Below are 25609 nucleotides of genomic sequence, written 5' to 3'. Positions count from 1 at the left end.
TTAGCAGGCAGGGCGAGGGCAGCGGCTGGTCAACGAGTTTTATAATCCAAACCGGCGATGTGACTTCAGAATTTATGCCGCCTTGGGAGACAGATGTCTGTAGGCTTTATTTGTCTGGCCGCAGGACGAGACTGGCCGTCTCTGGGTCATAGTGAAACTTTGTGATCGTTCCGTCCTTGATCTTCTGAACGGCCTCATCAATCACGAAGAGCGGTACCAGGAACCATTCGCGCGGAATTACGGGTCTTCCGAACCGATCGGCAATCTCGATGTCGAGCTGTGCACTGCCGAAAATCCGATGGATCAGGTTCTCAAGCCGAGTTTGGTTGATATTGTAGAGCTCATAGGTCGCGACAACTTCCACTGGAGCCATGAGGAATGTGGGCTGTAGCTGTGCACCCGCAATCCGCTTTTCGACTCCCAAGGTAGTGACGCCAATTTTGTGGACCAGCTCCCGGTTCTCAGCCACCATGGGATGGTCGGATTTGCTGCGCAAAACGTAGATTGTGCCAGTGGTGCTGTCGCCCTCTTCCGGCGCGTCTGCGAAGAGCGGTCCCGCCACAGACTCGGTGATCCGCCGCCCAGATTCATCCTTATTCAAGGCGCGCTGAAGCGATCGCATCAGCATGTTGCTTTCGGTGCCGTTGTCGAAGATGACGCGCAAGCGCGCATCAGTTCGGCCTTGGTCGGTCAGGGTCTGTTCGCCCATCTCGGCGACATATGCCTTTTGACCTTCTACGATGAAGAAGCGGCCTTTTTGAATTTCGGCTTTCAGTTCGAACGGGCGGGTTTCACGCTCGCCGGAATCCAGCTCACGCTGAACCTTTTCGAAAAGCGGCTTGAAAGTCTCAAAATCCGTGCAGCGTTGCCGACTGGCAATGTCGTCCACAGCTTTTCTCTCTGCGTTCGATCGGACATGCTTCAGCTGAGTGAGGGGCGATGCTTCAACCGTGATACCGAGTGCCGCAAGCAGTGCGTCATCATCCAGATCTTCAGAGATCGGCGCGAAGTTATTTCCCGTTAGCAGGCCGCCAGTGTCCAGCCCCGTGAGAAGATCGACGGCTTCGGGCAGCTCCCGCAGGCGCTGCAAACGAACAGCATAAAGCCGTTCGAAGATATCTCCATCTTCTGAATGCTGCGGGACACGTCCATGGTCGGATACGAACTTCTGGATATCTTCGAATCCAGCGATGATCCGCTCTTCACGTGGGGTCCGTAAAGCTTGCGTCTTTTTCTCGATTTCGATGCCAAGCTCTGACAAGAGGGCATCATCTTCGTCCGTGAATGTATTAGCCATTCATCGCCTCCTGCTTCATCCGGGCAAGGAAGGCCACGCCTTCGGCCATGCGTTTCTCCCACGCGTCAGCGGAAGTCAAAGACGGAAGCCGCCCGCGTTCTTGCTTGAACTTCACGGCGCGCTTGACGAGGTCACGCGCCTCTTCCGGCGACAGTTTGATCTTCTTGGCCTCGATCACGGCGGCAACCTCTTTGAGGCTTTCTTCGCTCATGGTTTTGGCGAGGATCGCATAGGCTTCGCTGAACGGGTTGATCCGGTCGATCAGGTCAATATCGAGCTCTTTGACGCTCATAGCGAACTGGCGAACACCGTCAACAAAAGCTGTGTTTGAGGGGGCGTCCGTGCCATCACCAAGAAGAGTCTTCTTGGCCTGTTGCGTGAAGTTCATCGCAGCAATGGCGTGCTGACGCACCGCCTCCTGGTCGGCTTCGTCCAGCTCAGGATACTTGTCGCGAACGATCTTCCCCATTTTCACCTGGGTCAGCTCCTCCGGCACCATTTCGGCGTCAAAAAGCCCACGCTCGATCGCGGTCTTATCCTGTAAGAAGGTGGTGATGACCTCGTTCAGGTCATTCTGACAGATGCGATTTGCTTCTGGGCTCTTGGGCTGGATGAGCCCTTTGATCTCGATCTGGAAGATGCCCTTTTGTTGATTGAATCCTACGTTGCACTTGCTGTCATCGTAGCCGTTTTCGCCATAGTCGAAGCCATCCTGCGCAGTGTTTGCAGGCATCTTTGGTTTGAACTCGAACTTCGGTGTCAGCACCTGCTCCATCAACAGACTGGCGGCGATAGCCTTCAATGTGTCGTTGACGGCCTCACGCACCGCCTCTTCAGACGCGTCAGGTTCTGCAATCAAGTTGGTGAAGCGAGCACGTGTTTTGCCTTTGGCGTCGCGTGTGGCGCGTCCGATGATCTGAACGATCTCGGTTAGGCTGGAGCGATAGCCCACGGTCAGCGCATGTTCACACCAAATCCAGTCGAAGCCTTCCTTCGCCATGCCAAGCGCGATGATGATGTCGACATGGTCACGATTGTTCTTTTGGGCTGGATCTTTCAGTGACGCCGAGACCTTGTCCCGCTTGGCGGTATCATCATCCACGAGGTCCGCAATTCGCAGCACTTTGCCATCGGGACGCTTCACCAGCTGGAAACCCGTAGCAGGATCGGTACCCTGCCAGTCACCTAAGGCGTCGATGATATGCTCGACTTCCCGATGCTTGTCCTTCGTGCTTTCACGCGAGTTGACATTCGGGATGTGCAGGATGGTCTTCTCGTTCGGATCCAAAACTTTGAGAAGCTCGTCGGCGTAGGAGCCACTGTAAAAGAAATATCCGATGTCGAGCGTCTTCAGCCATGTGTAGCCGCTGAGCTGCTCATAATAGGTATAGGTAACAGTCTCAAAGCGCGCCTCATCTTCGGGCGACAGCACGGCTTCAGTATCACCTCGGAAATACGATCCGGTCATGGCAACCACATGCACCTTATCGCGTGTGATAAGCGTGCCTAGGTGCGCCCCCAGCTTGTTATCTGGGTTGGCTGAGACGTGGTGGAACTCGTCAACGGCGATAAGGCGGTCATCGAATGCTTCGATGCCAAACTTGTCTACGGCGAAGCGGAAGGTTGCATGGGTGCAGACGAGGATACGATCGTCACCTTCTAAAAACTTGCCAAGTGCGCCGACTTTGCCGCTGTCGCCTCCCGGCGCGTTGCACAGATTCCAGCGCGGTTCCACGGTCCAGTCCCAATAAAACCCGAACTTAGACAGAGGCTCATTAGCAAAGCTGGATCCGATTGACTTTTCCGGGACGACAATGATCGCCTGCTTCAGGCCCTGATTGTGCAGCTTGTCGAGCGCGATGAACATCAGTGCCCGGCTTTTCCCAGAGGCGGGCGGCGACTTGATCAGTAGGTATTGCTCGCCGCGCTTTTCATAGGCGCGCTCCTGCATAGTGCGCATTCCAAGCTCGTTGGACTTGGTGGAGCTTCCATTTGCTGGATAGGAAACGGAGACAGAAGGAATGGATTTGGTCATGTGGAAATCCTGAAATCTTGCAAATAAGAAATGGCCCAAGAAGGAGGGCTGGGCCAGCTGCGGAAGCCCTGAACATGCCAGCTCACGCTGCCATCTCCGATCAGCCCATTCACTTCAAGGTGTCGGACAAAAGCATCATGATCATAAAGGTAGGCGTCGTTGCCGTTTAGAAAGGCAACGTAGATTTTTTTGCCGAGATATTTCCTGTCGATAATGAGCCGCCCTTTCAACTGGACCTTCAAGAACGTTTCGCCGTCGATGTGGATCGCGATGAAATCGGCACCCTGCCAATCATCCGTCAATCTTATGCAATTGAACCCGTAGTCTGCCATGCGAGCTGCGAACTTATGAAAATTGTAGTTCTCGCGCTGCCTGGCATTGAGGGCTGTATATGGCACACGCGCAAACATTTCAGGCGGGCACCTTCATAGTCATCTTCGTATACATATCGAAGAGCTTTTCGAGTCGTTCGGTATCGTTCTTAAAACGGCGACCGATGTAGATGCGCTCTAGTGTCTCGTCGTTGCGATCATGGGCAGCACGGAGGTTGGCCGGCATCTTCTCAGGATCATAGAGATCAGCAATTGTGGCTGGGAAATGCGCCTCGCGCGCCAGAAGAATATCTTCGGCGCAGCGGGTTAGGTCTTTGCGGTTTTTCTCGGTAAGTTTAGGTATAGGGAAGCTATTATAACATACTCCACTAGAATACCGAAAATCTGACTTCATTCTCCCAGCAGTGACATCGACCCACGCACGATGCAACTTAGACCCGACTATTGAAATGACATATAACGGCGCATCGTAAATTGCCTGCGCAGCATCGGATACAATTATATCCTTTTCAAGGACGCCGACAGGAAGATATTCTCTACGTTCGGATGAAACTCTCGGAACAATAATAGTTCTTTCTTTAGCGACTATTGTCCTTTCAAAGCGATGTGGTGTGTCCAAGCCAAGTTTCCCCCTTTCACTTCCGTATCGTCTATACTCTACAATTCTTTTCAGACGCTCAGCAACCTCTGGTATTTCCCATGCAAATTGACTTAAGTGATCGGGAATCCACAAACAGTACCTCTCAATACCATTTATAAATTCTCTTGAGCCTTGAATTCTCCGAATAATAGCCTCAGCTCCCGGGTGGGAAGCGATAATATGATTACGCTCCTCATGGCTAAGCATGAAATTTGCTTGGTCCCTTGGAATATTTCCTGCCACCATTTGAGGTAACGCGGCAATTGGGGAGGGATGCTTCAAAACTATAAGGCTCGGACCATCAACTAAATATGCGTTGATGTTTGAAACTTCTCTTTTTATTCCCGCATCATAGATATATTTTTTTTGAGAGCTCTTGTTTCGCACGCCCACAATAACACAAATTACGTTTGCATTATTGCTTGCATTGTTCTTCCAATAAAAGCTTCTGTGTGCAAAATATATTTCTTGACCCTTGCTTTCCAAATCCCCCCACACTATTGGAACTTGCACACCTTGACAAATCGAATTCGTTGTGACGAACGCAAAAGATCCTTCAACCTTTATGAAATCAGATGCCTTCCATATCCACCCGGTGACATAATCTGCGGCTTTATAGTCTTTACGACCACCTGCAATGTGCTTTAAATCTGATTTTTGGTCTATAGTTTGATTTTTATCACCGACATATGGTGGGTTTCCGCAAATATAGGTTTCTCCACCTGCGTTCTCAAAATCAATCTGAGCTTGATCCAGTGGTGTTTGAAACAGATCTTCGGCTTGGAACTTCACACCGGTCCCAGTCGGCGGGCAGATTGACAACCAATCCAGCCGCAGCGCGTTACCGCAGGTGATCCAGTTTTGGCTGTCTAGCGGCAGAAACTCGGCCAGAGCTTCTTTCTGTCCGCGATAAGTCACATCGCACTGATATTCCGCAATGATTAGCGCCAGACGAGCGATCTCGGCGGAAAAATCCCGGAGCTCAATGCCTCGGAAGTTTGTCAGGGGGATGTCTGTCTTACGATCGGCCTCGCCACGACGGCGGTTGATCTCAGCCTCGATCGCACGAAGTTGCTTGTAGGCAATGACCAGAAAGTTTCCGGACCCACAAGCTGGATCGAACACCCGAATTTTCGCGATGCGGTTACGCAAGTTCAGGAGCTTGCGAGCATTGTCGCCCGCCTCTTCCAGCGCCGCGTTCAAGTCGTCGAGAAACAGTGGGTTCAGCACCTTCAGAATGTTAGGAACGGAGGTGTAGTGCATGCCGAGGGCAGAACGTTCGCTTTCGTCCGCCACAGCCTGAATCATCGAGCCGAAGATGTCGGGGTTGATCTTGGTCCAGTCCAGCCCACCGATATGGCTAAGATAACGTTGAGCGATCTTGGAGAAGCGCGGCACTTCGGTAGAGCCAGAGAACAGCCCGCCGTTCACATAGGGGAAGGCATCGGCCCACCGAGGTAGATTGGCATCGGCTCGGTCTGCTAGCGGCACGTTCATTGCGCGGAAGATTTCGCTGATGATCTCATGCGTGTTGGTGCCATCACGGTTCGACATCTGCTCGATCGTGCCGGTGAACAGCCGAGATGAGGCAAAGATATCGGTGTCTTCGGCGAAGAAGCAGAAGATCAGTCGTGCCATGAAATGGTTCATATCGGGCCGCCGATCGATTTTCCCCCAGTCCGGGTTGTCCTTCAGCAACTCCATATAGAGCCGATTCAGGCGGCCAGTTGCCTTGATGTCGAAGGCACTTTCTTTGATTTGCTTGACGGTCGAGATGCCCGCGAGCGGCAGGAAAACGCCAAAGCTGTCCGGAAAATCTGGGTAGGCGCAAGCCACCGTGTCGCCGCCGATCAGATCTTCCGCTTCGAAGGTCTGCCCATCGGTTGCGAGGATGAACTTGGCCTTGTGCTTGGCCGTGGCGGGGCTGGCCTTGAGTGCCGCGAGGGTCTGAGACACCTCACCAGGCGCGCAGGTCGCGATGTGGATGTTGTTGCGTTGCAGAACGCCGCCGAGGTCCGACTTGTTGGAATCGCCTTTGCGCAGCTTCTTAATTTCCGTTTCCTTGCGGCCGAAGGCTTCAAGGAAGGCGTAGGGGAATTCTGTGGCGTCGAAGGGCGCTTCGGCGAGGTCCGAAATGGCCTGTTCAATTTCAACCGGGTTCATGGGGTCTGCCTCGTAAATGGCTGGACTTCGATCTCATCGGCACGTGCCATGACCGTTTCCAGTTCGTAATTCAGTTGCCGTTCCATCCAAGCGCGGGCGGATGTGCCGAAGGCTTTCTCCAAACGCAGGGCCATCTCCGGAGAAATACCAGATCGTCCATTGAGGAGATTGCTAAGGGTCTGCCGGTTACACCCGAGCACTTGCGCAGCCTCAGTGACGGAAAGAGCATTGGGGCCAAGGCATTCTCGCCGGACCAGGATTCCAGGATGGATCATAATATCTCCCCGTTTAGTCTGGATGTACGGTGATAATGGGCAGTTATCAATCAAACATTGAAAGCTGCTGAGGCATGACCCAATATCCGCGCTGTCGTTTGGACTTTTCTAACGCGAGCAGGGCGGCGATGGCGTGGTGCTCTTCTTCAAACCAGTCCAAGCGGACCTGACCGTCCTGTCCGATGCGACCCCATTCCCGATAAAGCGACCATTCCCCAAACAGGTTGGGCATGACGGCCATCCGATAAAACCGGGCGATGTTTTTTGCTGGATGGCGCTTTTCGAGATAGGTCTGCATGGCTCAGAGGTGATGCCTCCGCGCAATTTCTAGAGCTTCAGCCTGCTCCGTACCGATGTAATCCTTGGTGCTCTCGATGCTGGCATGGCCGAGTAGAAGTTGGGCTGCCCGTAGGTTGCCGGTTTGCTGATAGATATGGGTTGGGAAGGTCCGGCGCAGGGAGTGCAGCCCATAGAGACTGGGATCGAGACGTGCTTTTTCGAGCCAGGATTTGAACAGCCGCCAGAGCTGGCTTTCGCTGAGATGGTTGTGGGACCATCTGGGCCCCTGTCCGGTAAAGAGCCAGTCGTGCAGAGGTTTATCAGCGGCAGCGAGATAGGCGCGTAGGCTGTCACGTGTATTCTCGGACAGCCGAACCTGAACCGGGCGGACGTTGCGGCTTTCGGTTTTCTTCTGCCGGATTTCGATGATCTCGCGCACCCCTGCCGCGGTGGCGACGTCCGAGACCCGCAGGCGCACCAAGTCCGAGCCTCGGAAGCTGGTATCGAGGGCGGTGTTGAACAATGCCAGATCGCGCTGCGCCTTCTCCTGGCGCAGGAGCAGCCGGATCAGGGCAACCTGATCCGGCGTCAGGGGAGGCTTTTTTCCGACCACACGCCCCTTGTTCCATGTCGTTTCTGACGTCTCTGACACGGCTTCTTCCTTGCAGGCTATCAGATGAATATGGCGAGAAAGCTTGCATCAGGGAAAGGAAAACTCTCGTCCTTGAGAATTTCTCTTTATTCTATTGGGATTTTAGCCGCCATCTTCATGCAAGCTTCTAACCAAAAGCTCGCATGAAGATGACGCGCACGAAGTAGCAGGGGTTGACGCATTCGGCCCTAAGCGGTCGGTCGAGTGCGCAGCGATGCCACAGTACGACTTCTCCAGAACGGACACTCAGACTTGCCGCAGCGATCTTATCCTCGTGTGCTCCCCTTCTTGTCGTCGATGGCGGCACATGGTGTTTCATTGCTTTGTGGTAGCACAACCAGTAGTATGGTGCCTGATTAGGAGTGCCCGCAGATGAAGTTGACCAGGTTCAGAGTCACCAATTTCCGGTCCGTGTCGGACAGCGGCTGGCTTGATGCCGACGATGTGACAGCGCTGATTGGGGTCAATGAGTCTGGCAAGACGAACTTGCTACTGCCACTTTGGAAACTCAAGCCTGCCCAAGACGGTGAGATTCAACCTACTTCAGATTACCCAAAAACAATGTTCGGAGAAATCCGTAACGCGCCGGGCGACTATCACTTCATCGAGGCAGAATTTAGTACCGGGGTCTCTGGCGCTGCCATCGCGCGTGCCGCCGGTGTCTCGCCCGAGATTGCCGAGACAGTCCGTGTTACGCGTTTTTTCGATGGTACCTACTACATCGAGTTTCCAAAGCACCAACGGACAACGACTGTCGCGCGAGCGTGGCTCGCAAGCAAACTCACCGGGGCAGCAGATGCTGTTGGGGCAGCACAGGCACTCAAGAAAGAAGCCGAGTTGCAGCCTCAGTTGGTCCACGGCCTCAGGGCGGCCGCCGACGCGCTGCCCGAGGCTGAGAACCTTAGCGCGGCTCCGTTGAGCGCTGCCATAACTGCCGTCGATGCGCTGATACCAGCAGAACCGGCAGAGACTAGCGTTATTGTCCCTATGGTCCGTCAACTGTCTTCGGAGCTAGGCGACCAACTTCACGTCCTCACGACGCTGCCGCCAGGTGAGGTCGAGGGCGTCACCGACGCGGTGGTCAAAGCCATCCCGCCTTTTGTCTACTACTCCAACTACGGCAATCTCGACTCAGAAATCTACCTGCCGCATGTCGTTGAGAACCTCGCGCGCTTGGATTTGGGTGCGAAAGAAGCAGCAAAGACGAGAACGCTGCGGGTGCTGTTTAGCTTCGTGAAGTTGGAGGCAAAGGAAATCCTCGAACTCGGTCGTGACTTTAAAGAGGTGAATGGCGAGAACCGAGAACCAACCGCTGATGAGATTGCGGTAATCGCGGAGCAGAAGCGGACACGCTCAATCTTGCTTCAATCAGCGGGTGCAACGCTGACCACTCGTTTTCGGGATTGGTGGAAGCAAGGAGACTACCGGTTCCGGTTCGAGGCAGACGGAAATCACTTTCGCATTTGGGTTGCTGACGACCGGCGTCCGACGGAGGTCGAACTTGAGAACCGGAGCACGGGTTTGCAATGGTTCCTGAGTTTCTATCTCGTCTTTCTCGTCGAAAGCCGGGGCGACCACAAAAAGGCGGTCCTACTTTTAGACGAACCAGGCGTGTCGCTGCACCCGCTTGCCCAACGTGACCTTTCCGCGTTCTTTGAGAGTCTCTCCAAGACAAACCAGATCATCTATACGTCCCATTCGCCCTTCCTTGTCGATGCGGATCGACTTGAGCGGGCTCGGAAGGTGTATGTGTCAGCAGACGGGACCACGAAGGCAACGCCAAACCTGCGCCACAGCGAGGGCCGCGACGAACAGGCAGGGGCGGCGTATGCCGTCCATTCCGCACTGAACCTGAGCGTTGCAGAAAGCCTGCTTGTTGGTTGTCGACCCGTGCTGGTTGAGGGCCCGTCAGACCAGCACTACCTGACCGCAATCAAGGCGCTGTTGGTCTCCGGAGCAAAAATCACACCGAAGCGAGAGCTGGTTTTCCCACCGTCTGGAGGAACGAAAACGGCGCGGGTGGTGGCAAGCATCCTCACCGGTCGCGATGAAGTGCTGCCGATGATGCTGTTGGACGATGATGGGCCTGGCCGCCAGATGCGCGGCAACTTGGCTCAGGGCCTGTATGCGGAAAGCCCGGAGAAGGTGCTGAACGTGGCAGACCACGTTGGCTACGAGCGTGCAGAGATTGAAGACCTAATACCGTTCGACATCATCGCCGATGAGTTGGACCGAATGGAGCGCGATCCAGACGTAAGGTTTGCGGATGTTGTGCAGGCAGGCCAGCCGATTGTTGGCCAGATCGAAGCCTGGGCGCGGGCGCAGGGCGTAAACCTTGACGAGCACTGGAAAGTGCCGCTGTCGATCAGAGTCAAACAGCGAATGCTGACACGAGGATTGAATGCGATTCCGCAGGATGTGGTGGATCGCTGGGTCGGATTATTCGAGGCATTCTCGCCTCAAGACGCACAGTAACGGCGTCTGAAGGAGCGCCTACCTGCGCAGTGCTACCCCGTCAGGGCGGCGTTCACCGGGAGCTACCTATGCCCGGCGGCCTACCATTCTGCAGACGCTAAGGTCCGCTTTCTGCGTTGCGCTGTCGTTTATGGGCGGTGTGGCGAAAGTCCGCTTCCCGCCCTTTCTAGCGGTCAGGGTCGCTGAACTCTGCTGACATAACGTCTGGAACATGTGGTTTCTGCCGACATTCGACATTGATATCTCGGCCGGAAGATCATTGCGGACGAAGCCCGAGACGCGGTTTTGTCTCATCGCTGGATCACTCCTTCTGCTACGGCCATTCCGTGCACAGCCAGCTGTGCCTGGAACACCGAACAGCCGAACCTGCTGCGCAGATCTTCTACTCGCTTCTCATAGCGATCCACCCCGAGTTTCCGCTTCAGATCACTTTCGTGGAAATATCGATTGATGAACGGCGCTGGCGCCATCAGGCGCTGCAATTTGTCAGCCTGTCGCGTGATTGGTTTGCCGCTTGCGAGGGAAGGGTCGGACCCGGAAACGTCACCACCTCGCCACTTCCGCATGAACCCCAGCAGATACCGGGCTGGCACGGCGTCATGACCTCGTCCACGGTTGAACTCCCTGAATCGTTCCCAGATGTGCCGGCTGTCTGCGGCGCGACAAGGCAGGGCGGTCTTGGCCTTTCCGATCAAAGCCAGCCAGCGTGCCGCTTTCTCAGGCTCTTCACGATCAACCACTATCGTTCCTGAGAATACATTTTTGTTTGAATCTCTTATATAAGGGGTGGTGTCAGCTGTGGTTGACACTTCGCCATCTGCATCAGGTTGGTCACAGCACCCGAAGCGGAAGAGCCATGGCGCAAACCGGCCCTTACCCCGCTGACGCAGTAGGCGCAGCCCTGAGGCTGCCAGTTCTGCCAGAAGAGCGTGCAGGTGCTGTCGCGATACCGTCATGCGATCGGCCAGATCACCGAGGGTAAAGGCTGCTGTGCCATGCGGCAGGCCATTGTAGCCGTCCTTCCAGGCAATGGCGTCAAGGATGACAGTCGCAAGCTTGTGCGCGGCACAGGAAAGTTCGGTGTGGGTGATGCGGCGAAGGATGGCGCCGGTGGTGAGTTCCATGATCGTCGTCTCCAGGGCGACGTCGCAGACACAAAGCAAAAATACACCATCGCAATCAATCAAACATTATTGGTTGCGCAACCTCAAAGGATGGTCTAGAATACTCTGGCTAGGTGAGTGTTCTTTGAGGTTTTGGTGTTGGACCTTTGGTCTGGCGTCGTCTTCAAAAAGGGGATCGACCGTCCCCGACACAGAGAGCCGCCGGGGCCGCAATGCCCCGGCGGCTTCTCAATAGCGGACCTCTTCCGATCCATAGTTTCCGGCATGGTCGCGCCAGTCCACGAAGACCGAGCGCCAGGAATAGCTTCGGCAATGCTCCGGCAACGCGAGGCTCGATGCCTCCGGGACAGCGGAAACCGAGGATCTGGCCCAGCCATAGTCGCCTTGCGTGCCATAGGAGCCGAGACGGGTGGAATCGCTGCGAATGCAGTCGCCATCGCGGTTCTGATGCTGGCTGAACTGGATGTGGTAGACCCGGATGCTGCGCACGAAATCAAAAGCATCCCCGGAAATGTCGATATCGGCCTGCTCCTGGGTCTGCGCGAGGATCAACCCGGGTACAGCCTCGGCAGGAGTGGACAGAGCGCTTTCCTGTAGCTCGCGGAACGCAATGTCATAGAGCCGCTCCATCGGGCTGAGCGGCGCTTGACCGCCGAAGGATGCGCCCATCGGGCAGCGCCAGATTTGTAGGGGCGGCTCGACCGGCCAGGGCGTGATGCGGCGAATGAACTCGGCGCGGGCCCGTGCGCAGGGGACGGAGGCTGGCCAGCCGCCGGCGAGGCAAAGGAGGATGGCACAGTCGATCTGGTAGGTCTGCGCCTGAACGGGGGCAGGGCTCGAGACTGCGGCGGTCATGGCCAGAGAGGCTGTCAAAACGATGGTTCGAAAGGCAGGGTACATGGAGGCGACTCGCTCAGTTACCCCCTATCGCTACGATACACCACTATTGAATGCAACATTATTGCATTGCTTATCGCATGGCTGACGCGTCCGATCTTCGGCTCAGTGTCCCACCACGCTCTGGAAACGCCCGTAATCCTGACTGACCTCCTGTGCCTCGGAGAAGGCCCGGGCACGCTCGGCATCGAGGCAGCGGAAGTAGTCCTGCACTGCGGAGATGTAGTCCTCGAAGTCGTCCCGGATCAGATCGGCATAGGCCCGTACATCGGCCGGGTCGCTTGGCAACCATGGCCGTTCAGGGGGATCGCATGATGCTAAGGCGGCGGAGCAACTCACCATGATGGCGACAAGGCAGGATATCAGGCGCAGCTTCACCATGTTTCGGACGAGGCCCCGTCATTGCTTTGATTTGCCACAGACTTGGGCTATCCACCTTTATGGAGCGATGATCTGCCGTCAAGGCATCAAATAGTCATTGCCATCAATAATGGTGTAATGCTACGGCTATGGTGATTTGATTCCCCATGGCCTGACCCATTCTATGGAGAGGAGCCGCGGGGAGACCATGCTAGAAGACGCCCCGAATGTGGTTACAGAAGACGGATTGCGACAGCTGCTCGCCCAGGGCTATTCGGCCGAAGTGGTCTGTCGGACCGCGGCCGAGAAGCGCCTCAACGCCTGGTACGGCTCCTGGTATGTGCGGGCCATCGGCCCTTCGGGCGGCGATGAGAAGATCGTTGTCACCAGCCGCAATTACATCAAGGCCCGTGAGTTCAAAACCGTCGCTGGGCTTGTCAGCTTCCTCTCGGATATCGGAATGCGCACGGCGCATATTCCGCTCGATGAGGGCGGCCGCTCTCTCCACCAACTGCCGGAATCCGCGCCCGCGCAGCAGGGCTGACGCTTCATCCCTTATTCTGGCCCTCTGCGCCCTAGCCGGGTTCACCCCTGCCGGTGTGAGGGCCGAGGGCTTTGTGTTTCGGGTGGCGCTGGACGGCCAACTGGCCTCGGTGTCATCCGACGCGGGCTTCATGCGTCAGTTCGGCACCGAGACGCCGGATCGCCTTTTCCTCTTCAGCACTCCGCAAACTGATGGTGACACTGGTGCCAGTGTCGTCGCGCCACGGCCTGCTTCTGCTAGTCCCGAAATACTCCAAGGCATCGAAGACACCGCCTTGCGCTATGGTGGCCATGCCGCGCTGAGGCGGGCGGGCCTTTCTGTCACCGACTGGGCACTTTTCTACCGGGCCAATATCGAGGTCGAGAGCGCCTATAACCCGGTGGCCCTGAGCCATGCCGGTGCAATCGGCCTTGGCCAGCTGATGCCCGATACCGCCAGCTTTCTCGGGGTCGATCCGAACGACTGGCGGCAGAATCTCGATGGATCGGCCCGTTATCTCCTCCTGATGCTCGAGACCTTCGGCACGCCGGAACTGGCGCTTGCCGCCTATAACGCCGGACCCGAGGCCGTCAGCCGCCACGGTGGCATCCCCCCTTACGTTGAGACCCAGGGCCATGTGGCCCGAGTGCAGGCCGTTTTTGCGCGGCTGAAAGGAACGAGTTGATGAAGTCCCCTTCCGTCACGGCCGTCATAACGATGGCCTTTGTGGTGCTCGCAGGTCCTGCGCTAGCACAGAGTATCGACCTCTCGCCGGTGCAGACACTGCTGCAAGGCATCGTTGATGCGATCACCGGCCCTCTGGGCATCGTGATTGGCACACTGGCGCTGATCGGGGTCTTCCTGTCCTGGCTTTTCGGCATTCTCGATTTTCGTCAGGCGCTTTGGGTGCTGGTGGCGATCGCTGGGATTGCCGCCGCACCGACCATCGTTGCCGCGATCTGGACCACCTGAGGCCAGGGCATCATGGCGGAACAGTCGCGCGTCTTCATCGGCCTCTTGCGGCCCCCCAAGCTGATGGGGCTGCCGGTCATGTATGCCATGGTCTGGCTCTTTGGCTCGTCGATGCTGTTCCTCTGGGTCCAGAGCTGGATCATCGTGGTTGCGGCCGGGATTGCCTGGCCGCTCTTGTGGAAGGCGGCGGACTGGGACCCGAACTTCCTCGACGTACTGGTGATCACGCTTCAGGAAACCCCGCCGACGCGGAACCGCAAGCATCACGGGGGCGACAGTTATGCCCCGTGATGCTGCGACCAAAGCAATATATAGCGCCGATCTCGCACTCGACCCGATCTCGGCGCTGCCGGAATGGACCGGGAAGGAAAAGCGGCTCGCACATATGCTGCCCTATGTCAGCTTGGTCGCCGGCAACACGATCCGCACCCGGGGCAACGAGTTGATGCAATGCATCCGCCTTGAGGGGGTGAACAGCACCACGTCTGAGGATAGCTATCTCGACCGGATCGGGGCACTGCTTGCTGGTGTGGTGGCGCAGGTCGGGACGGAGTTCTCCTTCTATCTGCACAAGGTGTCAAAAGCGGTGGACACGCGGCTGCCACCGATCCCGGGTGATGGGTTTGCAGCGGCAGTCGACGCCCGCTGGCAGGCACAGCTTGCGAAGAGTGGGCTGCGCGACAAGACCCTGACGCTCTCAATCCTGAAACGCCCAGACCCAGGCAGCCGGATCCCCTTCGTTGCGGCGGCCTCTCGCGCCCGGCTGGCCGCTGAAACTGTGCGGCGCCTACGCAAGCTCGATGAGGTGGTGGGCTTCATGCTCTCCAGCTTCTCCGATCTGAAGCCCCGCCTGCTGACCGCCGAAAGCGGCGAATTGCTGGGCTTCCTCGGCAGCCTGAACACGGGCGAGGAGCACCCTCTCTTCCCGGCCTCGCGCCTCGGCATCCTCGCCGAGGACGTGGCCAACACGCGCGTGACCTTCCGCAGCGCAGAGATCCATCTGACTGATGGCGCCGTGGGCGACAAGTTCGGCGCGATCTTTGCCGTCAAGAACTACCCGGCCAAGACCGACAGTCTGATGCTCGATGAGTTGAACCTGCCGGTCGATATGGTCGTCACCCATTCCTTCGTACCGATCAATTCGAACATCATGGCCGGCCGGATCAAACGCCAGCTACGGCTGATGCAGGCCGCGAATGATGGCGCGGTCAGCCTCGCGCAGGAATTGGAGCTGGCACAGGACGATCTGGAATCGAAGCGCCTGATCTTCGGCGAACACCATATGACCGTGGCGGTCTATGCCAGATCCCGGGCCCATCTCGACGATATCTGCGCCGAGATCCGCAACATCTCGGCCAGTTCCGGCATCAACCTCATCTCGGAAGGCTTTGGTTCGCGCGCGCATTACATGGCGCAGCACCCGGGGAACACCGGCGCGCGGAGCCGCAAGGCGGCGATCACCAATCACAATTTCGCGGATCTGGCGACATTCCACCGCACCCCACTTGGGAAGACCGGTGAGGAACTGCCCTGGGGCGTGCCGATCACGCTGTTTCCAACCCCGGAGCGCAGCGGTTTCCGGTTCAGTTTCCATGAACAGGGCTCGCCTCTGAAAGAGCCGACCGGCGGGCACACTCTGATCCTCGGACGTCCCGGTTCCGGCAAATCGGTGCTGGCTGCGTTTCTGATGACCATGGCCCGCCGGGCCGGCGCCCGGCTCTTCATCTTTGATTACCGCGCCGGCATGGAAATGGCGGTCCGCGCTCTCGGCGGCAGCTATGCCACCGTACGCGCGGGCAAACCCACCGGGCTGAACCCACTTCAGACCGAGATCGACAATCGAGGTCAGGCCTGGCTTGCCGATTGGTTGGCAACGCTCCTTGAACGCCGCGACCGGCCGCTGACCCCTGTTCAGACCAACCGCCTGCAGGAAGTCGTGCGCCAGAACGCCGGTGCCGACCACGCGGGGCTTCGCAACTGGTCAGACTTCGCCTCACTGCTGGTCTCGACCGATGATGACGGCGATCTCTTCGAGCGAATGCAGGAATGGACCGAGACCGGCCGCTATGGCTGGATCTTCGGGGCCAACCCGCAAGACAGCTTCTCGCTCGGCGGTGAAGTCTCCGGGTTCGATCTGACGGGCATCCTCGATTCCGAGAGTGAGCGCGAGCGGATGGCCGTCCTCTCCTACCTTTTCCGCCGGGTCGAGCGGGTGATCGAGGATCGCCGCCCGACGGTGATCCTGATTGATGAAGCCTGGAAGGCGCTCGACAATGGCTATTTCGCGGACCGATTGAGCAACTGGCTCGTCACAGCCCGGAAACAAAACGCGGTCGTTGTGATGATGACGCAATATGCGAGCCAGCTCGAGCGCACCCGCACCGGCAAGACCATCGTCGAAGCGGTGCCGACGCAGATCCTGCTGCCAAACATCCGCGCCAGCGCAGCCGATTACGCGATGCTCGGTCTCAGCGAGAAGGAACTCGATGTCCTTCTGGGCGTGGGCACCGCCTCGCGCCTTGCGCTGGTGCGCGACGACCGTGGCTCGGTCGTCATCGATGCCGATCTCTCAGCCCTCGGCCCTCTCGTGACCGTCCTTGGTGGGATGGAGAAGGGCGAGCAACTCGTGGGGGCGGATTACCGCGACCGCCCTGATTTCTGGAAGGTGTAGTGTCTTGTTTGGTGTAAATGGTGCCCGGTCTATTCATCTTCCCGTCTTCAGCAGTCTTCTGCTCCTTGCCGCTTGTGCAGGTGGGCAGGCCCCACGAGCCAATTGCTTCAGTTTCGCTGATCGCTCAACTGGCGTCACGGTCTCGACCATGGGCGGCGAGGTCTCGCGAGTGGCGGACCCCTGCGCATTCACCCTGATCGGTGTGGCGGACTGACGCTATGGCCCGGGTTCTGGCACCGATCCTGCCACAGGTTCTGATCGGCATTTCTCTGGCACAGCCTTTGGGCGCGCAGGGCGTACCGACCTTTGACGCTCAGGGCTTTGCCAGGACGGCGGCGACGATTGCACAGCGAGATCTGGACATCGCGCTGCAGCGGGATCGGCTGAGCCGGGAAGAGCAACTGGCCGAAATCGAGCGCCAGCAATTGGCCTCATTGGAGAACATCCTTGGCGCCATGACTGTCGGCGCCAGTGTGTCCGTTGGTGCGAGTGTGGCCGCGCTGGAGGCCGGGAACGGGGGAGAGACGGCTGCATCGGCGCTCTTTGCGACCGAAGACGGCAACCCCGCCGCGACCCGACTGTTCGGCGACGCCCGCGAAACGGTCGAGGAATTGATCATCCGCGGGGCTCGCGACACCTACTCTCTTTCCGGCGTGTCGCGCGCAGGGCTGACGCCGGTGCAATGGCGCTGCCTGCTGCAGGCGCTGATCTGGCAGGAAAGCCGCTTCCAGATCGGAGCGCAGTCTGGTGTCGGTGCCTTTGGCCTGACGCAGATCATGCCCGGCACCGCAGGTGACCTCGGTATCTACCCGGCCTATTACGATGATCCCTATTTGCAGGTGACCGGCGGCGCGCGCTACCTCGCACAGATGCTCGGCATGTTCGATGGCAACATCATCCATGCGCTCGCCGCCTATAACGCCGGGCCCGGCCGTGTGCAGCAATACAGCGGCGTGCCACCCTTTGCCGAGACCCAGAACTATGTCGTGGTCATCCCGGCGCAATACAATCGGTACCTCGCGATGGTGGGCGGCCCCGATGCGCTTGGCACCATCGATCCCGTGCTGCTGGCCAATGCGAGTTTCAGCCTCTCGGCGCATGGATCCGGCGTCTACGGCGACTATTCCATGGTGTCGGTCCGGGCTGCGGCGCAGCGCTTGCATGACATAATTAGTCTTATCGGAACGATTGAAGACGTGCAGGCGTCCATCGCCCTGAACACCTATGCGCGTGCCGAGCTGGCCCGGATTGTCGCGATCCGCACCCGGCTCAAAGCGGCGCAGACCCAACCCTTGAGTGACGAACAGATCGCGCTGGCCGCTGCACAGGCGGCCGAGCGGCGGTTCATGGATTTCCGATTGGAGGATTTGCGATGAGACGGTTTCTGATCAGCACGGCACTTTGCCTTGGTCTCGCCAGCGGCGCCTCGGCCCAGGGCGTGCCGACGGTCGATACTCAGAACATCGCCCAGGAAATCCGCCAGCTGCAGCAGATGCTGGAGGATTTCGGGATCCAGAGCGACATCTTCGAGAATGCGCTCGAGCAGCTGGACATGCTCCAGCAGCAGTTCGACCAGTTGCAGAGCATGTATGCCTCGCTGACCGGCCCGCGCGAAATCCTCGGTCTCATCATGGGCGGTGAGTTGGACCAGCTTCTCGAGGCAAAGTTCGAGAACATCCTCGGCCTGATCCGCGGCATCCAGCAAGGCGACTGGAGCAATCTGCTCGGGGCCACCGCCGGGCCGATGCGCACCCAGATGGAGCAGGCGCTCGCGAGCGCGGGTTTCGACGAGAACTCGCTGCGTGAGATCGCCACGAGCGGGAACCCAGGGGCCGAAGGCATCGCCACGCGGGCCACCACAGGCGCGGTGCTCTCGGCTGCAGCGCAGAACAGCCATGAGGAGGCTGCGCAGTCCTTGGCACGGGTCGAGCGACTGGTCGCGATGATCCCCGACATGGACGATCTCAAGGCCTCGATGGATCACAACACCCGCGTCACTGCGGAACTGGCCATCGCCATGACACGCATGTGGGAGCTGGAAGCGATCCAGACCATTGGTGCGGGCAACGCCGGGGTGGTCGATGCCGCGACCATTGCTGAGGAACGGCGTTACATGGATTTCACCATGCCGAGCCTCGAATGACGGCGGGCGCGAGTATGGCCCTGCGCGAAGTCGTCGAGGAAGAGCTGGTTTACGGTGCGCTGCGCCGGGAGCGCCAGTGGCGGGTGATCGGTCTGTCCGGAGCCAGTTTCGGTGTTCTGGGCTGCCTCGCGGCTGCGGCAGTCGCGATCCTTGTCGAGCCGCCCCTGCCCGTGGTTGTGCCCTATGACCCGGAAAGCGGCCTCGCCTTACCCAACGCCACTGTCCAGCCGGTGCGGCTGTCCGAGCGTCCGGCGGTGATCGAGTCCCAGATCTATCGCTACATTCTCGACCGCGAGACCTATAACCAGCTCGACAACGACCTGCGGGTGAACCGGGTGCTGGCGCAGTCTATCGGCGCGGCCGAGGCTAGCATGCGGGCGATGTGGACCAGCGGCCAGGAGAGTTTCCCTCCCACCCGCTACGGCGCGACATCCGAGATGGCAGTCGAGATCGCCAGCATCACTCTGATCGGCGAGAACCGCGCCCAGGTCCGGCTGCGCAAGCGCCTGACAAGCCCGCAGGGGGGCCAGGTCGGCCTCTTCACCGCAACGCTGATGTTCGAATTCCGCCCGGAGCGCGCCCGCAGCATCGACGATGTCTGGCAAAACCCCTTCGGCTTCACCGTCACCCAATATGCCATCAGATCGGACCGGTCGGAATGAAGCTCGCCCTGCCCCGCCTACTCCTCCCCTCCCGGCTTCTTTCCGCAATCCTGATCGTCGCGGCCCTGCCAGCATTCGCCGAGACCACACCGCGCCCCGGATCGCATGACAGCCGGGTGCGCGTGGCAACCTGGACCGAGGGTCAAGTTTACCGCGTGGTCACCAATCTGACCCGCGTGACCTCGATCGAGTTCGGTGAGGGGGAAACCATCCGCTCGATCATCGCGGGCGACACGGCGGGATTCCAATTCGACGGCGTGCCCGGCGGCCGGGCCTTTGCCATCAAGCCGGTGGCGTCGAATGTGGCCACCAATATCACCGTCTATACCAACCGGCGTTCTTACTATTTCCATGTCGTGGAGGCGCGCGAGACCCCGCACTATGTCGTGCAGTTCCGTTATCCGGATGCCGCCACGCCCGCCGTCAATGCCGTTGCTGCAGGTGTGCCGAACAGCAATTATGCTGTCAGCAGCCAGGCCGAGTTCACACCAACTGCCGTCTGGGACGATGGCACCTTCACGTACTTCCGCTTCCCGCGGAATGCGCCAATCCCCGCGATTTTCCGCTGGACCGGCGGCCGCGAGAGAATTGTGAATTCCGTCGCGCAGGAAGAAGGCGTGATCCGTGTCTCCGGCGTTCACCGCCAATGGGTGTTGCGCCTCGGGGAGGAGGTCATCTGCATCCAGGATATGTCAGGCGCTGAGGGCGCGGCATCGTCATGAGCAGTGATCCTGACGATCTTTCCGCTCGCCTCAAAGCCATAGAGGCCTCGACGGGAAAGCGTAAAGCGCCCGCACGCCCCTCTCTCTTTGCGGCCCTGCTCGGCAGCGCCGCCATTCTGATGGCAGGCGGCTTGGGATGGATGCTGATGCAGCCAAAGCCCGAGCCCAGCTTGCCCACGGCGGCGGCTGAGGAGTTCCAAAGCACCGGGTCAGGCTTCGGCGAATTCCCGACAGCGCCGGCGCCAGAACCTGCTCCGGCACCCGCGCCGGTTCCTGAAGGGCCAAGCGCTGCAGAGCTCGAGTTGCGAGAAACGCTCGGCAGATTGCAAGCCGAACTGGCCGAATTACGCGCGCGTCCCGTCGAGACCGGAGATCCAGCGGCGCAGGCGGCAATCGCGGATCTGACGGCGCAGCTGGTGGCACTGGATGCCTCGAACGCGGAAGCCCGCAGCGCTCTTGAGCGGCAGATCGTCGAGCGCGACCGCGAGTTGGAGCGCATCCGCATGGATCTTGAGATTGCCCGGCTTGGAGCGCCCGGCACCGGCGAGGAAGATGCAAGGCTTGCCGAAGTCGAACGCCGGCGGGCCGCCGAGGCAGCCGCGCGCGAGGCCCGCATCACCTCCCCCATGCTAGCCTGGTCTGGTGTGGGTGGGGGAGCGAACGGGGAATCCGAGGTCGAAGCAGCCCGGCTGAGCGCCGACGAGGCCTTCGTGCGGGGTGGCGCGGCGGCGGCGCCCATGACCCGCGCCGAGATCATCGTGAACCCCGGTCATACCGTGGTGCAAGGCACGATGATCCAGGCCGTCTTGGAAACCGCGATGGACAGCACCCTACCCGGCGTGATCCGGGCGGTCGTCTCAGAAGATGTACATTCCTTTGACGGCACCCGTATCCTGATCCCGCGCGGTGCCCAGTTGATCGGGCGCTACCGCTCTGAGGTCTCGCTCGCGCAATCCCGGGTGATGGTCGGCTGGGATCGGATCATCCTTCCCGACAACCAGACTGTCCAGATCAGCGCCTTTGGCGGGGATGAACTCGGCCGCTCTGGCGTTACAGGCGGTGTCGACAGCCGATTTGGCACGCGGTTTGGCTCTGCCGCACTCATTTCCCTGATCGGCGCGGTTCCCGCGGCCGTCGCGGCAAGCATCGATGATGACAGGACCTCAGATGCGGCAGGCGATGTGGCGACGGACCTGCGCGATGCCAGCCGCAGCGTGATGCAGGACTACCTTTCGATCCGTCCGGTGATCCGCGTGCCGCAGGGAACGCGCATCACCGTGATGGTCGACCGGGATCTGGAGATCCTCTGATGGCGGCAAGCTATCTCGAAGCCTCGCTGGCACGGCTGGGGGATCCGATCCGCCGCCCTGATGTGATCGAGATCTGCATCAACCCCGATGGCCGGGTCTGGGGCGAGTTCCAGGGCGATCACTTCATGCGAGACCTGGGTCAGCCGCTCACGCAGATCGAGATCAGGGACCTTGGCAACCAGATCGCCTCGGCGGCGAACACCACGCTCAGTAACCGAAAGCCCATCGTCTCGGTCAGCATCCTATGGGGAGACCGACCGATCCGAGCCCAGGTCATCCAGCCGCCAGCAGTCGAGGGCGGGTTTTCTATCTCGCTGCGGTTCTTCTCGACGCTCCCCCTCGAGCAGATCAGGCTCGGATTTCTCTATGGGCGCGAGCGCAGTCTTGAGGGCCTGCGCCGGGAACGCAATCTCGCGCTTCGAAAGGTGGTGGCGTCGGGCGAGATCGAAGCTGCCCTGCGCTTTTGCGTCGAGAACAAGCTGAACATGATCGTCTCCGGAGGCACCTCCACCGGAAAGACTGTCGCCGCCCGCAAGATCATCTCCCTCATCCCGGATGAAGAGCGCATCCTGACCATTGAGGAAGCTGCCGAACTCAGGCCCGAGCAGCTCAATGTCGTGACGCTGATTTCGGACCGGGAATCTGACGTCCGCAGCGCCGACGCGCTCCTGACCTCGACTCTGCGCATGCGGCCGGATCGGATCGTTCTAGGCGAGGTGCGAGGCAAGGAGGCGATGACCTTCCTCGAGGCGATCAACACTGGCCATGGCGGCTCTCTGACCACGCTTCACGCCGAGACACCGCAACTCGCCGTCCGCCGTCTTGCCATTGCCGCCCTGAAGACGGACCTTCCGATGACCTATGCTGACATGATCACCTACATCGAGGGCTCCATCGACGTGATCATTCAGGCCGGCCGCCATGAGGGGGCCAGAGGCATCACCGAATTCTACCTGCCCGGCATTGGTCCTGATGATGCCCCCTCACGCCTTGCCGCTGAATGATGAAAGGAAACCCCATGCGTGTTCTTGTTCTCGCCGCTGCCATCTGCGCCGCCGCCCTCCCGGCGATCGGCCAGACGCCGGTAAACAACGATCTGACACCCACGCTTCAGCCGCAGCGCTACCGGATCTGCAATGACAGGCCCGAGCGCCCGGCATGGGCGGATGAGCTCCATATTCGGGAGGCATGGAAGGCTCTGACATTGCGACACCTTTATGAGCTGCGTGCCTGGGAAAACATCGTGTCGAGCCAAGACTGTTCATGCGGGACCCGCTTCCCTGACTGGACGCTGGCCGATGAAGAATACCGAGCGCGCTACTTCCCGCTCAGCCAAGGCGAGCAGACTGCCTTGCGCAGCGAATTCATGGCAGCGCAGCGGTTGCTTGAAGACCAAGTGCGCGTGATCTGCGAAGCGCAGGGCAACTGGTAATGGGCGTCGTCAGCTGGATGGTCGGTTCGGCCGATAGCTTCCTCGCCTCGGCTGCGGAATCGCAGTTTGGGGCCATGGCGAGCAATATCGGCACGATCACCCTGCTGATGGTCACACTCTCCCTCATCGGCCTCTGCATCAACATGGCCTTTCAGTACCGCAGCATGGATGGCGCGACCTTCTTCTGGTACCTGCTGAAGCTGACCCTGATCGGGTTCTTCGCCTTCAACTGGACCCGCTTCAACGCGGTTGCGAACGCTGTGATTGGCGGCCTGGACTACATTGCGGGCGCACTAGTCGCATCGGTCGGAGGCGGCGGGGCTGGCGCGACCCACTTTGCCGGCGAGTTCGACAATCTGATCGAACAGTTCTCGGCCTATCTGAACGCGATAGGCAACAATCTCGGCTGGATGACCGGTGCGATCCTTGGCGGCATCGGCCTGATCCTGCTGAGCATCCTCGGTTTCATGACCGGGATCGTGCTGATCTTCGCCAAGATGATGCTCTCGCTGATGTTGGGCCTCGCCCCGGTTATGATCGCGCTGTCGCTGTTCGATGCGACCAAGGACTTCTTCCATCGCTGGGTCTCGACCACCGTCAGCTACGCCTTCTACCCCGTCGTCATCGCCGCGATGTTCTCGACCGTGGTCGGCATGGCAAATGCTTTGCTGGACCAGGTTGGGGACCCAGCATCCGCCACGAACATCGGCTCACTCATCCCCTTCTTCGTGATGATCTTCCTTGCGAAGGGCTTCGTCGCTGCAACGCCTCTGATCGTGCGCGGGCTGTCGGGGAACTTCATGGTGGTGGCTGGGCCAGCGGTTGCAGCCGGGACTGCGGCCATGACCCGCGGGATGCTGAATACGCGCGGCGTGCAGGCGCGCGAGCGAATGGGAAATCTCAGCACCGGCGAAATGGTCGGCCGCCAGATCACCCAGAATGCCCCCGCCGTGAAATCTGCGGCTCTTGCCGCCGGCGGGCAAATCGTCCGGGTCGCAGAGCGGGCACGGAGGCTCGGGAAGTAGGCGCCCTTTCGAGGGCGAGCCTTCAATCCAGTATCGTAACGAGGAAAGATAAGATGTTGTACACCTTTGCGGAATTCCAGATTCAGGGCTATGTCGGCCGTAGAACCGAGCTTGGCGGCGGCAAGGTCCTGAAGGTCAGCATCGCTGCAACCGACAGCTGGAAGGACAAGGACAGCGGCGAGTTGCGCGAGCGCACTGACTGGAACACCGTCACCCTTTTTGAGCGCAGCACGGCGGGTTTCGCCTGGCTGAAGGAGAACCTGAAACCCGGCGACCTCGTCCATGTGAGGGGGCGGATCGGCGAGAGCAATTACGCCAAAGACGGGCAGACCGTCTATGAGACCTCACTCACGGCTGATCGCTTTGCAGTCGTGCCGGTCGGGAAAGATGGGTAAGGGTTGCACTGCAACCCGCCTTCGCAGCGGTCTTCTGAACCAGATGTATCTCGCTGGCTATTCGGGCCGCCAACCGCCACGCTGGCTGCGCCTGCTGCTGGCGGGCTCGTGCTGGCGCCGGGCGTGGCTGCTCGGGCGATTGGGCTTCTTCGTTGAGAATGGGATAGGCTACGGACCCGCCAATCCCTATCCCGGTTGCATTTCGTCCGAGAACCGGGAGAAGGCGTCCCCTGAACAGGTGTCCTAGTAATATGCGCTCGGCCCGAAAGCCTGTACCAGAGCGCGCTGGCTGTCAGTCAAACCCTGACCCAAGGGTTAAGCAAGATCACCCCTGTGTCCTTGAAATCACCGGTGTTTCGGGTCACGACCGTGAAACCATGGACGAGCCCCGTCGCCGTTATCAGTGCGTCCCGTTCTGATCTCGGATCAGGAACGTGAAGACCCGCGCATCGCAGTGCCACGCTTGTATCTAACGGCAAAACCCGGTCCTGGAACTCCGGCATGACCCGTTCTGCGAACCATGCCCGCAGCATGGCTCCCTGCACCGCATCGCGCCGCTCGATGCGGCGTACACCGATATCCAGCTCCATCACCGTGATGGCCGAGATGAACAGTGCTCCGGCATCCTGACCGCTCAGCCAGGCGGTGACATTGGCATCGGCTCTGCCATCCCCCGCCTTACGCAACTCGGAAATCACATTGGTATCGAGCAGGAACATCAGGACAGATCGGCCGGTCGGGACACGATCTCAGCCTTTGTCGGCTCGAACTCGATGTCCGACAGCCCCGGCACCGCAAGCGCATCGAGGATGTTGCGGCGCTGGCCGCTCATCTGCTGATACTGCGCAAAGCTCATCAGCACATGGGCCGGTCGGCCCCTATCCGTGATGAACACCGGCCCGTCGAGCGCCGCACGTTTTGCCCGGGCCAGATCCTGGTTCAGTTCACGGCTGCTGATCGTATGAATCGTCATCGCGGCCTCCATTTGTAGTCACGTTACTACATGTGAAACCTGCGACTAAAGTCAAGGCGGAAGATCTTGTCGATCAGCCTTCTGCGGATGAGCGGGAAAGGCGGAAAGCGGTCGCCCCCACACGCGTCGCGAACGACTGTCTAGAACAACGGAACCGTTTCCGAAGGCGCAGGTTTTGACGGCACGACAGCATACTAATGTCGTATGTGCCCACGAGTAGCAGACGTTCAGCGTTAAGTGCTCCTTCAGGAT

27 protein-coding genes are annotated in these 25609 nt (G+C 59.2%); 15 read left to right on the top strand and 12 right to left on the bottom strand.

All coding sequences use genetic code 11. From position 1 onward, the window contains the following. Positions 1-106 precede the first annotated feature (106 nt). The 7 genes from Q9295_RS12150 to Q9295_RS12120 are packed head-to-tail and all read right to left on the bottom strand — an operon-like array spanning position 107 to position 7673. On the bottom strand, positions 107-1297 hold the full coding sequence (locus Q9295_RS12150; RefSeq protein ID WP_306680843.1) for a GIY-YIG nuclease family protein: 1191 nt from the start codon (positions 1295-1297) through the stop codon (positions 107-109). Next, positions 1290-3332 carry a DEAD/DEAH box helicase gene (locus Q9295_RS12145; protein ID WP_306680842.1) on the bottom strand — a complete coding sequence of 681 codons (2043 nt, stop codon included), beginning with the start codon at positions 3330-3332 and terminating at the stop codon, positions 1290-1292. Before Q9295_RS12145 ends, Q9295_RS12150 begins: the two co-directional genes overlap by 8 nt. After that, the gene (locus tag Q9295_RS12140; RefSeq protein ID WP_306680841.1) at positions 3329-3742 is read right to left on the bottom strand and encodes a hypothetical protein; all 414 of its coding nucleotides are present in this window, start codon (positions 3740-3742) and stop codon (positions 3329-3331) included. The genes Q9295_RS12145 and Q9295_RS12140 overlap by 4 nt, the downstream gene beginning before the upstream one ends. 1 nt (position 3743) lies before the next feature. Then, positions 3744-6467 carry a class I SAM-dependent DNA methyltransferase gene (locus Q9295_RS12135; RefSeq protein ID WP_306680840.1) on the bottom strand — a complete coding sequence of 908 codons (2724 nt, stop codon included), beginning with the start codon at positions 6465-6467 and terminating at the stop codon, positions 3744-3746. After that, positions 6464-6742 carry a HigA family addiction module antitoxin gene (locus tag Q9295_RS12130; RefSeq protein WP_226937068.1) on the bottom strand — a complete coding sequence of 93 codons (279 nt, stop codon included), beginning with the start codon at positions 6740-6742 and terminating at the stop codon, positions 6464-6466. The genes Q9295_RS12135 and Q9295_RS12130 overlap by 4 nt, the downstream gene beginning before the upstream one ends. 46 nt (positions 6743-6788) lie before the next feature. After that, entirely contained in the window at positions 6789-7040 is a 252-nt protein-coding gene (locus Q9295_RS12125; RefSeq protein ID WP_226937069.1) for a WGR domain-containing protein, read from the bottom strand. Positions 7041-7043: 3 nt separating this feature from the next. Continuing rightward, entirely contained in the window at positions 7044-7673 is a 630-nt protein-coding gene (locus tag Q9295_RS12120) for a tyrosine-type recombinase/integrase (protein ID WP_306680839.1), read from the bottom strand. A gap of 372 nt (positions 7674-8045) precedes the next feature. On the opposite strand from Q9295_RS12120, the gene Q9295_RS12115 reads away from it, so the two are divergent. Further along, complete coding sequence (locus tag Q9295_RS12115) at positions 8046-10148, top strand: ATP-dependent nuclease (RefSeq protein WP_306680838.1); 2103 nt, start codon at positions 8046-8048, stop codon at positions 10146-10148. A gap of 290 nt (positions 10149-10438) precedes the next feature. On the opposite strand, the gene Q9295_RS12110 is transcribed toward Q9295_RS12115, so the two are convergent. From Q9295_RS12110 to Q9295_RS12100, 3 genes are all read right to left on the bottom strand, one after another. Then, entirely contained in the window at positions 10439-11272 is an 834-nt protein-coding gene (locus Q9295_RS12110; protein WP_306680837.1) for a hypothetical protein, read from the bottom strand. A 228-nt stretch (positions 11273-11500) separates the two neighbouring features. Beyond that, positions 11501-12127: a hypothetical protein gene (locus Q9295_RS12105; protein WP_306680836.1), complete on the bottom strand. Its 627-nt coding sequence runs from the start codon at positions 12125-12127 to the stop codon at positions 11501-11503. Between the two features lie 147 nt (positions 12128-12274). Continuing rightward, positions 12275-12511: a hypothetical protein gene (locus Q9295_RS12100; protein ID WP_112310073.1), complete on the bottom strand. Its 237-nt coding sequence runs from the start codon at positions 12509-12511 to the stop codon at positions 12275-12277. A 226-nt stretch (positions 12512-12737) separates the two neighbouring features. On the opposite strand from Q9295_RS12100, the gene Q9295_RS12095 reads away from it, so the two are divergent. The 14 genes from Q9295_RS12095 (at position 12738) to Q9295_RS12030 (ending at position 24384) form a co-directional block, all read left to right on the top strand. After that, positions 12738-13073: a hypothetical protein gene (locus tag Q9295_RS12095; RefSeq protein WP_306680835.1), complete on the top strand. Its 336-nt coding sequence runs from the start codon at positions 12738-12740 to the stop codon at positions 13071-13073. Positions 13074-13155: 82 nt separating this feature from the next. Continuing rightward, entirely contained in the window at positions 13156-13737 is a 582-nt protein-coding gene (locus tag Q9295_RS12090) for a lytic transglycosylase domain-containing protein (protein WP_306680931.1), read from the top strand. Then, on the top strand, positions 13737-14024 hold the full coding sequence (locus Q9295_RS12085; protein WP_306680834.1) for a TrbC/VirB2 family protein: 288 nt from the start codon (positions 13737-13739) through the stop codon (positions 14022-14024). The genes Q9295_RS12090 and Q9295_RS12085 overlap by 1 nt, the downstream gene beginning before the upstream one ends. Positions 14025-14036: 12 nt before the next feature. Further along, the gene (locus tag Q9295_RS12080) at positions 14037-14315 is read left to right on the top strand and encodes a VirB3 family type IV secretion system protein (RefSeq protein WP_306680833.1); all 279 of its coding nucleotides are present in this window, start codon (positions 14037-14039) and stop codon (positions 14313-14315) included. Continuing rightward, positions 14305-16695, top strand: a complete 2391-nt coding sequence (locus Q9295_RS12075) for a VirB4 family type IV secretion/conjugal transfer ATPase (RefSeq protein WP_306680832.1) — start codon at positions 14305-14307, stop codon at positions 16693-16695. The genes Q9295_RS12080 and Q9295_RS12075 overlap by 11 nt, the downstream gene beginning before the upstream one ends. A 218-nt stretch (positions 16696-16913) precedes the next feature. Beyond that, positions 16914-18071 (top strand): lytic transglycosylase domain-containing protein, encoded by a 1158-nt coding sequence (locus Q9295_RS12070; RefSeq protein WP_306680831.1) that lies wholly within the window; start codon positions 16914-16916, stop codon positions 18069-18071. After that, on the top strand, positions 18068-18838 hold the full coding sequence (locus Q9295_RS12065) for a type IV secretion system protein (RefSeq protein ID WP_306680830.1): 771 nt from the start codon (positions 18068-18070) through the stop codon (positions 18836-18838). The genes Q9295_RS12070 and Q9295_RS12065 overlap by 4 nt, the downstream gene beginning before the upstream one ends. A 14-nt stretch (positions 18839-18852) precedes the next feature. After that, positions 18853-19500 carry a VirB8 family type IV secretion system protein gene (locus Q9295_RS12060; RefSeq protein ID WP_306680829.1) on the top strand — a complete coding sequence of 216 codons (648 nt, stop codon included), beginning with the start codon at positions 18853-18855 and terminating at the stop codon, positions 19498-19500. Beyond that, positions 19497-20222, top strand: a complete 726-nt coding sequence (locus Q9295_RS12055) for a TrbG/VirB9 family P-type conjugative transfer protein (RefSeq protein ID WP_306680828.1) — start codon at positions 19497-19499, stop codon at positions 20220-20222. The genes Q9295_RS12060 and Q9295_RS12055 overlap by 4 nt, the downstream gene beginning before the upstream one ends. Then, positions 20219-21532: a TraB/TrbI/VirB10 family type IV secretion system protein gene (locus Q9295_RS12050; RefSeq protein WP_306680827.1), complete on the top strand. Its 1314-nt coding sequence runs from the start codon at positions 20219-20221 to the stop codon at positions 21530-21532. The genes Q9295_RS12055 and Q9295_RS12050 overlap by 4 nt, the downstream gene beginning before the upstream one ends. After that, positions 21532-22536, top strand: a complete 1005-nt coding sequence (locus Q9295_RS12045; RefSeq protein ID WP_306680826.1) for an ATPase, T2SS/T4P/T4SS family — start codon at positions 21532-21534, stop codon at positions 22534-22536. Before Q9295_RS12050 ends, Q9295_RS12045 begins: the two co-directional genes overlap by 1 nt. A 14-nt stretch (positions 22537-22550) precedes the next feature. After that, the gene (locus Q9295_RS12040) at positions 22551-22964 is read left to right on the top strand and encodes a hypothetical protein (RefSeq protein ID WP_306680825.1); all 414 of its coding nucleotides are present in this window, start codon (positions 22551-22553) and stop codon (positions 22962-22964) included. After that, positions 22964-23989 carry a TrbL/VirB6 family protein gene (locus Q9295_RS12035; RefSeq protein ID WP_306680824.1) on the top strand — a complete coding sequence of 342 codons (1026 nt, stop codon included), beginning with the start codon at positions 22964-22966 and terminating at the stop codon, positions 23987-23989. Before Q9295_RS12040 ends, Q9295_RS12035 begins: the two co-directional genes overlap by 1 nt. Before the next feature lie 53 nt (positions 23990-24042). Beyond that, positions 24043-24384 carry a single-stranded DNA-binding protein gene (locus Q9295_RS12030; RefSeq protein WP_020952590.1) on the top strand — a complete coding sequence of 114 codons (342 nt, stop codon included), beginning with the start codon at positions 24043-24045 and terminating at the stop codon, positions 24382-24384. A gap of 296 nt (positions 24385-24680) precedes the next feature. Here the strand turns inward: Q9295_RS12030 and Q9295_RS12025 are convergent, their stop codons facing one another. Further along, the gene (locus Q9295_RS12025) at positions 24681-25103 is read right to left on the bottom strand and encodes a type II toxin-antitoxin system VapC family toxin (RefSeq protein ID WP_306680823.1); all 423 of its coding nucleotides are present in this window, start codon (positions 25101-25103) and stop codon (positions 24681-24683) included. After that, positions 25103-25357 (bottom strand): type II toxin-antitoxin system Phd/YefM family antitoxin, encoded by a 255-nt coding sequence (locus Q9295_RS12020; protein ID WP_306680822.1) that lies wholly within the window; start codon positions 25355-25357, stop codon positions 25103-25105. Before Q9295_RS12020 ends, Q9295_RS12025 begins: the two co-directional genes overlap by 1 nt. Positions 25358-25609: the final 252 nt, after the last annotated feature.

Source organism: Pseudogemmobacter lacusdianii, from assembly GCF_030848395.1.
Classification (GTDB): domain Bacteria; phylum Pseudomonadota; class Alphaproteobacteria; order Rhodobacterales; family Rhodobacteraceae; genus Pseudogemmobacter; species Pseudogemmobacter lacusdianii.
The sequence above is the reverse complement of the archived record's forward strand: the minus strand, read 5'-3'. Positions and strand labels throughout refer to the sequence as shown.